The sequence below is a fragment of the Oliverpabstia intestinalis genome (assembly GCF_009696065.1).
GTDB lineage: Bacteria > Bacillota > Clostridia > Lachnospirales > Lachnospiraceae > Oliverpabstia > Oliverpabstia intestinalis.
Map to the genome: position 1 here is coordinate 80,902 of NZ_VUMS01000007.1, position 12,690 is coordinate 93,591.

The following is a 12,690-nucleotide window of genomic DNA, read 5'->3' on the forward strand; positions in this document are numbered from 1 at the left end:
CAAGGGGCAAAAAGATGAAGGTAAATGCAAAAGAAATGAAATGGATCAGAGAACCAAAACAATATGAGGTTACCGAGGATAAGGTGGAAATAATTACAGAACCGCATACAGATCTTTGGCAAAGAACCTATTATCATTTCAGAAATGATAATGCACCAGTTCTTCAGCTGGAAACAGGGGAACAGTTTTTTTCATTTGTTGTAAAGACTGATTTTGACACGAAGGTTCGCTATGACCAGAGCGGTATCGTAATGTATCTTGACAGTGACAACTGGTTAAAAGCATCTATGGAATTTGAAAATGATCAGATTCAGAGACTTGGAAGCGTAGTAACAAATAACGGCTACTCTGACTGGTCATCTGTTGATGTTGATGCATCTGTTAAATCAATATGGTTCAGATTCAGCCGCAGAGAAGATGATTTTTGTATTGAAAATTCTGTGGACGGCGTGAATTTCAAACAGATGAGAATCTGTCATATGTTTCATGCAAAAGAGAAAATCAACTTTGGTATTTATGCATGTAGTGCTGAAGATTCATCATTCAAAGCAACATTCACTGATATGGAGATCACGGAATGTAAATGGCTTGCTCATGATGGACAGGCTCCTGATGAAGAAATATAAATCATGGTTGGATGTAGGAGAAATGAATATGAAAAAAAGATTGCTAGGAAAAACCGGTCTTCTTGTAAGTGAAATAGGATTTGGAGGTGAATGGTTGGAGCGCCACCCGGAAAGTGAATCCATAGAACTTATAAGGTATGCAGGGGAACAAGGCATAAATATCATCGACTGCTGGATGCCTGATCCGAAATCCAGGGATATTATCGGAAAGGCTATGCTTGGAAACAGAGAAAAGTGGTATGTACAGGGACATCTGGGATCTACCTGGCAGGATGGTCAGTATGTACGTACCAGGGATATGAAGTATGTGAAACCTGCATTTGAAGACCTGCTTATGAGACTTCAGACTGATTATATTGATCTTGGAATGATTCATTATGTGGATACGGAAGATGACTGGAAGTATCTTCAGAATTCTGAGTTTATGGAATATGTAAGAGAGTTGAAAGCGAAAGGTACGATCCGTCATATAGGAATGAGTTCCCATAATCCTAAGATTGCAAAACTGGCTGTGCAATCGGATTTCATAGAGATGATTCTTTTTAGCATTAATCCTGCATTTGATATGTTGCCTGCCAGTGAAAAATTAGATGATTTACTTTCAGAAGGATATAAATATGATCAGAAGCTTTCAGGCATTGATACTGACAGGGCAGAATTATACAAGCTGTGTGAAGAAAAAAATGTTGGGATCACTGTTATGAAAGGTTTTGCCGGTGGCAGATTGTTTGATGAACAACGCTCGCCGTTTGGGGTGAGTCTTTCACCAATACAGTGCATCCATTATGCGCTTACACGTCCCGGAGTATCTTCGATTTTATGTGGTTATGATACAAAAGAGCAGGTTGATCAGGCAGTGCATTATGAGAATGCTTCGGAAATAGAAAAAGACTATGCATCAGTGCTTGCGAATGCGCCATTTCATTCTTGCAGAGGGGAATGTACCTATTGTGGTCATTGTAAACCGTGTGCAGCAGAACTGGACATTGCAATGATCAATAAATATTATGATCTTGCGGCGATGCAGCCGAAAGTACCTGCAACAATAAAGTCTCACTATATGTTGCTGGAACATAAAGCCTCTGAATGTATCTCCTGTCAGGCATGCGAATCAAGATGTCCATTCGGAGTCCCTGTTGCAGAGAGAATGAAGAAAACAGTGGAACTATTTGGATGTTAGAATTGTGGAGGGATGGATGATGACAGAGTGGGAAAAGGCACAGGCTGGATTTTTGTATGATGCGAATTATGATTCCGATTTAATTGATATGCGTACTAAATGTGCTGATCTTTGTTATGAGTTCAACATGTGTAGACCATCGGATGTTACAAAGCAACAAGAAGTATTGCATAAGTTATTTGGACAGATTAAGGGGAATGTTGTTGTAACTGCACCTTTTTATTGCGACTATGGTGTGAATATTTCTGTAGGCGAGAATTTTTATACAAATCATAATGTAACAATTCTAGATGGTGCCAAAGTTACCTTTGGGGATAATGTGTTTATTGCTCCTGACTGCGTGTTTTCAACAGCAGGGCATCCGATTGACACAGAACAGAGAAATCTCGGATTGGAAATCGCTCTGCCGATTACGGTTGGTGATAATGTATGGATCGGCACGAATGTTTCAGTACTTCCTGGTGTAACAATTGGCAGTAATGTGGTAATTGGTGCTGGCAGTGTAGTAAATCGCAATATTCCAGATGGCGTAATAGCGGCTGGGAATCCTTGTCGAGTTATACGAAAGATAACGGAGGAGGATAAGAAAAAGTATCCAATTTATAATTTAAAGTCATTATAAAGAAAATTGTTATTTTATCTAGTGTGTCGACAAATTGATTTCTATATCAAAAATTTATGATATTTTTTGTAAGAATCCAGTACGTTTACAGTAACTTTTAAAAAAAGGTTTTCTTTGAAAATATTTTGTTTATACTAGGAAAAAGACATCGGCAGATTCCTGTTCGAGACTTGACAAGTGAATTATAATAAGAAGAAAGAGATATTGCTTCCCCAGCGTTGTAATATCTCTTTTTTCGTGAACGAAAAGACCACTCTGCAATCCTCCATAGAATGAAAAGTAGTCTAATCCAATGCCCGGATAGAGGGGATGCATCTCCTTGTATTTAGGGGGTGCATTAGGAGGTGCAATCGTTGGATTGTATCAAAATGGTGGTTACGATGAATCCCTGTCCGTGTGGTTATTTTCCATTGTTTCTCCATTGTTTTTTAGGTTCATGTTTCCCACATCCATCACAGGTCTGAGGCCAGTTGATTTTCCATTCAAAGTATTCATTTCTGGTAATCTCGCCAGATTTCAGTTCTTCTTTTCTGAGAACCCATTCTTTCATAAAATCATTGACAAGTCCATAATTAATCCATAATCCCACAGGCGGATGTGCAGGCCAGCTATCGTTATCGTGATAGCGGACAGAGGTATCTTCGCTGGAATTGCATTTTTCTCCGGGATAAGTTTCCATCTGGAACAAGTTTATAGCGGATGGGTTGAATTCATCGATCCAGAACAAGAGTTCCATGAATTCGGTAGCATCCATTGTCGTTGCATCATACAGTGTCCAAGGATTTACGTCCAGTATTTTTGCCATTTCGGTTACCAGTTCTTTTTTGGGAATCCGGTAGTTTGTCTCATACTGGGCAAGACGATTTGCTCCTTTTTCACTCCAACCGAGGGCTGCGCCAAGCTCTGCTTGTGTCATTTTCCGGAATGTTCGGATTTTTTTTATTTTATCTCCAATCGTCATATCAGATACCTGCTTTCCTATTGATAATACTATTTTACTTCCAAAATACTTTTTTGTAAACAGAAACATTCGCTAAAAAGCGAATTATTTTCTTGGCATTCGCAGAAAAGCGAATTATAATGGCGGTAAAGTTGGATTCGCAAAAAAGCGAATTGATGTACATTGAAAACTTCATGAGCTGTATAATCTGCCAACACAGATGCCATGACCCTGTAAGGCTTTATTCTCAGGCGAGCGTCGAAGATACTCCGGAAACGACTGGTAAGTTTGTGAAGAAGCTGCCAGTAATCAGAAATATTCTGATAGAGGTCAGTTGTAACACTGACAGCAGATGATACGAATGGAAGCCAAACCAAGTGCAAAATTTTGACTGAAAGGAAAAAAGGTGTCATGATGGAGCAGGATAGAAAAGAGTATTTGGATAAAGATGAATCGGAAAAAATGTGTTCATCAAAGATTGGCGAGGCTGGGGAAATGTGTTCTCCAGCCGATACCGACACATGTGGAGACGGTATGTTGTCTACATCGGGTGAATTCGTAGAAGTCCTTTGTTTTAGGCACTTTGCGAGATATATGAGTTTCGCACCTACAGGTAAACATGGACGAAAAAAGCAGATTATGGACGGAATCGAGGTATCGGTAGTTCTGCATCTGGTATGAGTGGACACATGAAAAAGAAAATTTCATTTTTATTTGAATATCGTTAAAACAGTCAAAAGGACGCTTGTTTTTCAGAATTTCTGAGAGGTAAGAGTCCTTTTCTTTTATTCAGATTAAATGGAGGATAATTGAGATGACAAAGAAAAGAGTAATGTGTTCATCAAAGGATTACGAGTCGGGTGCAGGTATTGTTCTGGTAAAGGTTTCAGAACTTCATGATTTTAAAGACCATCCTTTTAAGGTGGAGCAAAATCAGGAATTATTTGAATTACGCCAAAGCATGGAAAAGGAAGGGGTTTTGGTTCCGCTGTTAATCCGCCATAATACGGATGGTGACGGTTATGAAATTATCGCAGGACACAGAAGAAAGGCGGCAGCCATATGGGCAGGTATGGAAGAAGTGCCAGCCATTATCCGTGATTTGGACGATGACCAGTCAATCATTGCGATGGTAGACAGTAATCTCCAAAGAGAAAAAATTCTGCCGAGTGAAAAGGCATTTGCCTATAAGATGCGACGAGAAGCAATGAAACATCAAGGCAGAGTAGATGATTCGGCAGACGCAGACGGTCAGTACATGGTTTTGAAATTCTGGAGCTACGAGACCTTTGATAAGGATGCCGTCAATCAGATGAAGGTTGGAGATGTCCTGCTCCTGCGGGGAGAGCCACGAAGGATTGATGCACTGAAGCGCAGCGAGAACAGCCTCGGGGAAACCACCTGTGCGGATATCAACGGCGACATGGCAGAAGATGGCATCACGCTGGCATATGACTACGAGGAAAACTGCTTTCGGGAAGAAGCTGAAAACGATGCCTACGTTCTGTACAGCGTGGGGTCCCGGAAGGTAAAGCTGGCGGCGGATTTCCTGTATGCCGATCATTCCTCGGTGGCAAATCCCGGAGACCCGGAGCCGGAATGGGCCAGAGGCGATGCTGCTGCCTTCCCGGATTATATCGCAGGCAGAGAGCTGTATGGCAATAATTCCTACGCCCAGATTCGCGGCGGAGAACTTGCTGAGTTGAACATCGAGTAGGTGCCGTAAATAGAAAATGTGATTCAGGTCATCCCCGGAATATCATCTTCTGATCAGATGGTATTCCGGGGATTTTTGCGTTTTGGAATGCGTGCTCACAAAACAACACAACTGCATATCCTGCTGAACAAATATCTTTGTAACCCCTCATGAATGAGGGGTGGGGCGTTGAAGTGTCGGAGACACTTTTTTGTATCGTTAATATTGAACAACAAGGATGAAAACTTGCTGTGATTCGTTTTCATGACATATTGACTTCCTAACGAATATTAGGTATCATATTCCTAACGACTATTAGGAATATGAAGATTGGAGAAAAGAAATGGAAAAGATAAAAACAAAGGACAGAATTCTTTTCGCAGCGCTTGATTTGTTTTCTGAAAAGGGATATGACCAGACATCCATTGATTTAGTTGCAGAAGCTGTGGGAATAAAAGGTCCATCCATATACGCACATTATAAGGGAAAGGAAGATATTCTCGATTCCCTGATTGCCATGATGGAACATAAATATGACGAGAATTTCGGAAATAGCTCTCATTTGGATAAGATTCCGGAATCACTGGATGAATTCAAGGAAGATTGTCTGAGACGAGTTGGATTCACAATGAAGGATCCGCAGATACAAAAGGTCAGAAGATTTTGTACAAAGGAACAGTATAGAAATGAAAAGATTGCGGCACTTACATCAAAGCACCAGCTGACCGGAAATCAGGAAATGTATGCTCTGATGTTAGAAAAAATGATGGAAAAGAATTTGATTCGCAGGTTTGATGCCAATCTGCTTGCTCTGGAAATCGTAGCACCGGTAACAGTGATGATAGAGATTGCAGACCGGGAGCCTGACAGGACGGACGAAATGTGGACGCAGATAGGTGTGCATCTGTCACATTTTGTTGAAATTTATGGGATGAAGTAAGTTGATCGTACAAACCATCACCAGTGAACAGATGAATGACAGAAAATTACGGAATGTGTAAAAGCAAATATAGGCATTGTGCAGAGAAAATGAAAAGATATATTGCATTGTTATATTGGAACGCATTATAGGAGGTACAAAACAGTGAATTGGACGATTTATGGAATGGAATGTGTTGGGGCGCTGATCCTGTTCACCTGCATGATCATGATCCCGCTGTGCAAAAATCCGGTTTGGTGGATCCACGATTACCCCAAGGACATTCAGGAAAAATATTTTGAAACCCATGAGCGCATTCCCACCGAGGTGCTCAGTGCCCCGGTGTTCTTGAAAAAGGGCTTTGCAGTGTTTCTGGCTTTATCCATTCTGACGGCATTGGCGCTTGCGGCAGGAGCGACGGATTTCAAGACCGGCTTCCTGTACGCATACGGTCTATGGCTGCTGGTGGACTGGTACGACTGCTTTTTCCTGGACTGGGTGCTGTTTGCCAACGTCAAGCGCATCCGTTTGCCGGGAACGGAGCACATGGACAAGGCGTATCACCGGAAGAAGTATCATGTAGTGCGCTCGGTGATCGGCATGGCGCTTGGTCTAGTTCCCTGCTTGCTGTGCGCCCTGATTGTGGCGGTGCTGGGATAGAGAACGAACAGGGCTTTCTGCTTGTCGGATGAGATTGGAGAAATAGCTTTGATGTATTGTATGGATAGTATTTGGATGAATACGATATGGCAAGGGTAAGATAAATTCTCGTTTACACGACAATGACTTACGATAAAAGCAGATACTAAAATGATAAACGCGCCCCGATGGGCAAGGAAGGAGTATATGAAAATGAGCGTTTCGGAAAAAGAGCTTTGTAAATCGAACGAAGCGGACTTGTCTTCCTCGGAAAGACTTGGAAAGGCGATAATCGCGCTTCTTGTTATTGCGGCTGTGCTGATTGCAGCCCTTGCGGGAGCGTGGACCATGTTCGGCACCCAGCTCACGGCGGCCATGACCATCGAGAAGCTGGATGATCATCTGTGGAGTATGGAATATAAGGGAGACTATGGCTTCGATGGCTTTCTGGAGCAGGGCGGGGCAAAAAGCGATGCCGAGATGGGAGACTACATCGCCTCATTCCTCTCTCACGGCTTCTGGAAGCCGGACACCTCCACCGCCGGGGGAAACTACGGCTGCTCCACCGTCGCGGTGACAAGTCCCGACGGTGCGGCCCTCTTTGGCCGCAACTTCGACTGGGAAGAATGTGACAAAATGCTGGTACATACCATCCCCAAGAATGGCTATGAGTCCATCGCCACCTGCAATTTGGACTTCCTGGGCTTTGGGGAGGACTGGAAGCCCGATGGAAGCATGGGCGATAAGTTCATGGCGCTGGCTTCCGTCTACGCTATCCTGGACGGCATGAACGAAAAGGGCCTGTGCGTGGCTGATCTCATGGTGAGCCACGAGGAGGGTGTCGACCAGAATACCGATAAGCCCGACATTACCATTGTCTCCGGTCTGCGGCTGCTGCTGGACAAGGCGGCGAATGTAGAGGAAGCGTTGGAATTGCTTTCGCAGTATGATATGCACTTTTCTCTGGGCCGGGCGCAGCACTTCTCCCTCTCTGACGCTGCCGGGCGGAGCGTGGCGGTGGAGTGGAAAAACGGCGAGATGGTAGTGACCGACACCCCGGTGGTGACCAACTTCTATCTCCACGGGGACGACGGCACCTCCGGCAGCGGCCAGTCCTATGTGCGTTTTAACACGCTCACCCAGCGGCGGAATGCGGCAAAGGGTGTAATGACCGCCGAGGACGTTCGCGCCGCCCTGGCGGCTGTGGCGCAGAGCAACTTCCCCGGCGAGAACGGCGGAGAGAAAACCTGCTGGAGCTGCGTCTATGACCAGCTGGAATTGACCGCCACCTTCTACGACACCGAGGACTGGGCGCATCCCTACACCCTCTCCCTGGGACAAAAGGATTGGTGTAAAAAGGGAGAGTGAGGAAGTATGAACGAGAAAACATATTCGACACCATTGGGCAAAATCCATTATTGGGTGCATCTGATTTCACCGGACGCAATAACGTTGGTGTTTCTGCCCGGTCTGACGGCGGATCACCGGTTGTTTGAGAAACAAATCGTGTATTTTGAGGGGAAATACAATGTCCTTGTGTGGGACGCCCCCGGCCACGCCGCCTCCTGGCCCTTTGCCTTTGCCTTCGATTTGATGGACAAGGCAAGGTGGCTGGACGGAATTCTGGAGCAGGAGGGGATCACAAAACCCGTTATCGTGGGGCAGTCTATGGGCGGCTATGTGGGACAGGCGTATGCGCAAACTTACCACGAAAAGCTGAAGGGCTTTGTGTCCATCGACTCCGCGCCGCTGCAACGAAAGTATATGACAGAGCCGGAGCTTTGGCTGCTGAAACGAATGGAGCCAGTCTATCGCTACTATCCGTGGAAGGCCCTCTTAAAGTCCGGGACAAAGGGCGTCGCCCTGTCGGAATACGGAAGGAACCTGATGCGGGACCTGATGCTGGTGTATGACGGCGACCAGGAGCGCTACGCAAAGATTGCCGGTCACGGCTTCCGAATCCTTGCCGAGGCTGTGGAGCGGGATTTGCCCTATGAAATCAAATGCCCCGCCCTGCTCATCTGCGGCGAACAGGACAAGGCGGGATCTTGTGTTCGATACAACAAGGCGTGGCATAAAAATTCTGGCATACCGCTGGAATGGATCAAAGACGCCGGACACAACTCCAACACCGACCAGCCGGAAATCGTAAACCGGCTGATCGAACAGCTGGCTCAGCGGGCGAAGTGTCTGGAGGTTTGATTTTACGAAATCAGTGACTGAAAAGAGAAGGTGTAAGCGAATGTGGAGTTACATAGCGGGGGGAGTATTCCTTGCCCTGGCAATGTATTTCATTGTCCAGGGGATACGATGCGGTGCGGCGGTGAGGGAAAGTAAAAACCGTCTTGCCGCTTACAATGCCCAGACGGCGGCATTAAGCTACGGCGAAATAACCTATGTCGATTCGGGTGAGGGCGAGGTGATTTTATCCGTCCACGGCATTTTCGGCGGCTATGACCAGGCTTATGACACCTGTAAGGACTTTTGCTCCGACTATCGGATCATCGCTCCCTCACGGTTCGGATACCTGGGAAGCGACGTTTCCGGCGACGGAACGCCCGTCAGTCAGGCGGCGGCCTATGTGGAGCTGCTGGACAAGCTGGGCATTGACAAGGTGCACCTTCTGGCCACATCGGCAGGCGGCAGCGTCGCGATCCGATTTGCCCTTGATTATCCCCAGCGCACGAAGGGTCTGATTTTATACTGCTCCGCCATGCCGCCTGTGGAGAAGCCGGAGAAATATGCCGAATATGCCGGACCGCCCCCGTTCCTGTGCAACGATTACGTCATGTTCCTGTTAAGCCCTATGTTTGAGCCGATCATGGGGATGGAGCAGTCCACCATTTACAGTATGCTACCCATAAACGACAGAAAAGTCGGCGTGATACTGGACGCTTCCGTTACCAACCCCGATATGGCGAGGGACTTTGGGGTGTATCCGATTGAGGATTTACAGGTCCCCACGCTGATTTTCCACGCAAAGGACGATAAGCTGGCAAGCTACATCGAAACGGAGAGGGCGGTAGCAAGATTCCCAAATTGCACGTTCATTTCCTTTGAAAGTGGCGGGCATTTGCTGACAGGACACGCAGAGGAAATCAAAGAAGCGGTTTCCGATTTTGTGGAAGACAGATCGCATTGACAGAACTTCTTTTGGCACATTGCCGGGGAATGGAATGGGACAGGAGGCTCAAAATGAAAATGAAACGGAAAGACAGAATCGTACTGAAAACCGCCGGGGCAATGCTTGTGCTGCTGTTGTTCTTTTTCGCGCAAGGAGCAATCGTGGTGATCACGGGAATAGAGGGCATTCCCTCCGCGCTGATCAGGGGTGCTGTAATCTGGGGGCTTGTGATTATCACATTGGCGAATTCCATCATCCGATACAAAGGAATCTTAAAGCTGGGATTTCGCAGTGCGGAAAAAGGGGCAGCGAAGAGAATGCTCTATTTTTCGCCGCTTTTGCTCATTGCCCTTTCCCCTTTTACGGCGGGAATAAACTCTAACGGTGGTGCGGCATTGATTTTAGCAAACTTGTTTTTGACGCTTGGAATCGGTATGGCGGAGGAAATCTTCTTTCGGGGCATCATCTGCGGCCTGTGGTTGGAGCGCGGCGTGGGAAAGGCAATGATAATCTCATCTGTTCTATTCGGGTTCAGCCATCTCCTGAACATAGCTGGCGGTGCAGAATTGGGGGAAACAGTTCTCCAGATCTGCTTCGCTCTGGTCTACGGGATGGTATTTGCCCTGATTTTCGCTGAAAGCGGCAGTCTTCTCCTCTGCGTACTGCTCCACGCTCTGCATGACTTCTGTTCCTTCATCAGCGGGGAGGCTTCCGCTCAGTTTGAGATATTTCTGGGTGCGGTACAGTTTATCGTCTTGCTGGTCTATTTCCTCTATCTGTTCCGAATAACTGCTCGCAAAAGGGAACCGGCTATGAAAGGCAGGTGAAAACCGATGAAAAAGTATCAGGTCATGTACTATGCGGGAGCTGCGATCAGCCTGCTGGTGGGGCTGTGGCACTTTACCGTGCCGTGGATGTTTGGCTGGGCTTCCTATATCCCCTATGAGACATTGGTGGTTCCCATCAATTATGTAAACCTGTGCTTTTCCTTTTTGCTGTCTGGGCTGAGCCTTACCGTGATCCTGTGGGGCAAAAAGGTGTTTGCAGGAAACCCGGAGGCGTTCTATCTCTACGGCTTTTTGCTGGCCTTTTGGATTTTCCGGGTGGTTGTGGCGGCGATCTATCCCTGCCCGCCGGACTCAAATGTGTGGATGTCCTACGGGCAGCTGAGCGGCTCTGTTCTGGTATGTCTTCTGCTGCTTGTACCGTTTATCCGAGTGGCCTGCACAAGGAAGAATCAAAAAAAGTAACAGGTTGCCTTGCGCTTTGCTCATGGCTAAAACAAGATTCATTTGAGGAGTTGCATAATGAAATATCCGATGGAAGAACTTCTCCCTTATTCCCTGCTTGCCCTTTTTGTGCTGGCAGTGTTTTACGGCATATATTTTGCCAAGATGCTGGCGCAGAAGCGCCGCGGCATCCGGACGCGGCAAATCGGACAGCGGAAAGAAAAGTCCATTCACACAGTGGAACTACTGATGAGCATGGCCACGCTGGGCGTTGTGATTGCACAGCTTGTGTCCATAGCGTTAGGCTGGAGCTGCCTTGCGGCAAACGCTCGCTTTACCGGCTTTGGCACTGGGATGATCGGTGATCTGATCTTTCTCCTTTCCGTTCTCAGTATGAAGGATAGCTGGAGGGCGGGCATCCCGGATCAGGATCGCACAGAGCTGGTCACATCCGGCATCTATCGGTTCAGCCGCAATCCGGCCTTTCTCGGCTTTGACCTCATGTATATCGGTGTGATGCTGATGTACTGTAATTTGCTGACCGTGCCGCTTACGGTGTTTGCCATTGTGATGCTGCATTTACAAATTTTGCAGGAGGAACGGTATCTGGAGGAAACATTCGGCGCGGCGTACCGGGAATACAAGCGGCATACATTCCGCTATCTTGGGCGGCGATAAAGGATGGTGTATAACCATATTGATTGGACAGATTTTGTTGTAGAGTAAAGGCAACACCTCACAAAGCCGTCAGGCGGTCTTTGCGCAGTGGTGTCTTAAAAGAAAAAGGGAGTGAAAATTTATGCGTGACTTTATGATGGCGGCGCTGCCGCTGGTGGTGACCGGGATCGCTTGGCTGTGTTCTTCGCCGGACTGGCAGAAAAGAAAAAGAAGCAGGAAAAGAAAAACGGCTATGAGGCCATGGGGATGAGCCTGGGGATGTGCTTCGGGGCCGCCGTTGGCACCATTTTCCCGGAGTACATCGGCGTCACCCTGTCTATGGAGATGCTCGTCGGACTGCTGGTCGGTATGTGCGTAAAAAAATTGTGAGGAGGATACCAATGAATTTTTGCCAAAAGGAGGATTGGAGGGCAGCCGTATGGGTTCTTTGCTGAAATCAACGAGGAATACGAGAGCGCTGCCCACGGGAACCTTGCGGTATATCAGAAGCGATTATCCGGGGTGCCTTTCGGATGAAGAAGTCAGCTGGCTGCGAAAAAATGGCGTTACTACAATCATTGACCTGTGAGATAAGACTGAATATGCAGAAAAGCCGTGCAGACTGGAGACGGAAAGCGGGTTTACCTACTATCATCTGCCTGTTACCGGGGGCGGAGCCGTACCAGAATCTCCGGATTCTGTTGCCGATGCTTATATCAAGATGATAGATGGACAGATGGAGCGGATCATTTGTGCCATTGTGAAGGCGGAAAGCAATGTGCTGTACTTTTGCGGCGCGGGAAAAGACAGAACCGGCGTGGTTTCCGCGATCCTGCTGAAACAGCTCGGATTCAGCGACAGCGTGATCATCGAGGATTACATGAAAACGAAGGACAACCTGTTGGACTTCCTGAAAGCGTTCGCTGCGGAGCATCCGGAGGTAAACATTCATACCATTCTCCCAAGAGAGGAGAATATAAAAAAGGTTTTGGCTGCCCTTTCCCAAATCGAGGAGAAAGCGCAAAGCGTTTTTACCGGAGAAGCGGATATATAGAAAC

The 12,690-nt window shown here is 46.8% G+C and carries 16 protein-coding genes and 1 pseudogene; 16 read left to right on the top strand and 1 reads right to left on the bottom strand.

The window, feature by feature from the left end; translation table 11 throughout:
• Positions 1–14 precede the first annotated feature (14 nt).
• Genes FYJ57_RS05005 through FYJ57_RS05015 form a run of 3 tightly spaced genes read left to right on the top strand, consistent with a single transcriptional unit; the run spans position 15 to position 2,428 of the window.
• Positions 15–626 carry a DUF1349 domain-containing protein gene (locus tag FYJ57_RS05005; protein WP_154431756.1) on the top strand — a complete coding sequence of 204 codons (612 nt, stop codon included), beginning with the start codon at positions 15–17 and terminating at the stop codon, positions 624–626.
• A 28-nt stretch (positions 627–654) separates the two neighbouring features.
• Positions 655–1,806 (top strand): aldo/keto reductase, encoded by a 1,152-nt coding sequence (locus FYJ57_RS05010; RefSeq protein ID WP_154431757.1) that lies wholly within the window; start codon positions 655–657, stop codon positions 1,804–1,806.
• 16 nt (positions 1,807–1,822) lie between these two features.
• Positions 1,823–2,428 (top strand): sugar O-acetyltransferase, encoded by a 606-nt coding sequence (locus tag FYJ57_RS05015; protein ID WP_154431759.1) that lies wholly within the window; start codon positions 1,823–1,825, stop codon positions 2,426–2,428.
• A 400-nt stretch (positions 2,429–2,828) separates the two neighbouring features.
• Here the strand turns inward: FYJ57_RS05015 and FYJ57_RS05020 are convergent, their stop codons facing one another.
• The gene (locus tag FYJ57_RS05020) at positions 2,829–3,389 is read right to left on the bottom strand and encodes a helix-turn-helix domain-containing protein (protein WP_154431761.1); all 561 of its coding nucleotides are present in this window, start codon (positions 3,387–3,389) and stop codon (positions 2,829–2,831) included.
• A 390-nt stretch (positions 3,390–3,779) separates the two neighbouring features.
• Between FYJ57_RS05020 and FYJ57_RS05025 the strand changes: the two genes are divergently transcribed.
• The 13 genes and pseudogenes from FYJ57_RS05025 to FYJ57_RS05085 form a co-directional block, all read left to right on the top strand.
• Positions 3,780–4,049 carry a hypothetical protein gene (locus FYJ57_RS05025; protein ID WP_154431763.1) on the top strand — a complete coding sequence of 90 codons (270 nt, stop codon included), beginning with the start codon at positions 3,780–3,782 and terminating at the stop codon, positions 4,047–4,049.
• A gap of 133 nt (positions 4,050–4,182) precedes the next feature.
• Positions 4,183–5,085, top strand: a complete 903-nt coding sequence (locus FYJ57_RS05030) for a ParB/RepB/Spo0J family partition protein (protein ID WP_154431765.1) — start codon at positions 4,183–4,185, stop codon at positions 5,083–5,085.
• Between the two features lie 322 nt (positions 5,086–5,407).
• A complete protein-coding gene (locus tag FYJ57_RS05035; RefSeq protein ID WP_154431767.1) occupies positions 5,408–6,004 on the top strand; it encodes a TetR/AcrR family transcriptional regulator in 597 nt (198 codons plus the stop codon).
• A gap of 144 nt (positions 6,005–6,148) precedes the next feature.
• Complete coding sequence (locus tag FYJ57_RS05040) at positions 6,149–6,643, top strand: hypothetical protein (RefSeq protein WP_154431769.1); 495 nt, start codon at positions 6,149–6,151, stop codon at positions 6,641–6,643.
• A gap of 186 nt (positions 6,644–6,829) precedes the next feature.
• Positions 6,830–7,990 (top strand): linear amide C-N hydrolase, encoded by a 1,161-nt coding sequence (locus FYJ57_RS05045; RefSeq protein ID WP_205839913.1) that lies wholly within the window; start codon positions 6,830–6,832, stop codon positions 7,988–7,990.
• A 6-nt stretch (positions 7,991–7,996) separates the two neighbouring features.
• Positions 7,997–8,824, top strand: a complete 828-nt coding sequence (locus tag FYJ57_RS05050; RefSeq protein ID WP_154431773.1) for an alpha/beta fold hydrolase — start codon at positions 7,997–7,999, stop codon at positions 8,822–8,824.
• Positions 8,825–8,864: 40 nt separating this feature from the next.
• On the top strand, positions 8,865–9,764 hold the full coding sequence (locus FYJ57_RS05055; protein ID WP_205839914.1) for an alpha/beta fold hydrolase: 900 nt from the start codon (positions 8,865–8,867) through the stop codon (positions 9,762–9,764).
• 53 nt (positions 9,765–9,817) lie between these two features.
• Positions 9,818–10,573: a CPBP family intramembrane glutamic endopeptidase gene (locus FYJ57_RS05060; protein WP_205839915.1), complete on the top strand. Its 756-nt coding sequence runs from the start codon at positions 9,818–9,820 to the stop codon at positions 10,571–10,573.
• 6 nt (positions 10,574–10,579) lie between these two features.
• Positions 10,580–10,996 carry a hypothetical protein gene (locus tag FYJ57_RS05065; RefSeq protein ID WP_154431777.1) on the top strand — a complete coding sequence of 139 codons (417 nt, stop codon included), beginning with the start codon at positions 10,580–10,582 and terminating at the stop codon, positions 10,994–10,996.
• 57 nt (positions 10,997–11,053) lie between these two features.
• A complete protein-coding gene (locus tag FYJ57_RS05070) occupies positions 11,054–11,653 on the top strand; it encodes a methyltransferase family protein (RefSeq protein ID WP_154431779.1) in 600 nt (199 codons plus the stop codon).
• 171 nt (positions 11,654–11,824) lie between these two features.
• The gene (locus tag FYJ57_RS05075) at positions 11,825–12,022 is read left to right on the top strand and encodes a glycine zipper domain-containing protein (protein WP_154431781.1); all 198 of its coding nucleotides are present in this window, start codon (positions 11,825–11,827) and stop codon (positions 12,020–12,022) included.
• Positions 12,023–12,071: 49 nt separating this feature from the next.
• Positions 12,072–12,221, top strand: coding sequence for a hypothetical protein (locus FYJ57_RS05080; protein WP_154431783.1), 150 nt, complete (start codon positions 12,072–12,074; stop codon positions 12,219–12,221).
• A 21-nt stretch (positions 12,222–12,242) separates the two neighbouring features.
• Positions 12,243–12,686 (top strand): annotated as a pseudogene (locus FYJ57_RS05085) (tyrosine-protein phosphatase); the annotation flags it as partial.
• Positions 12,687–12,690 lie beyond the last annotated feature (4 nt).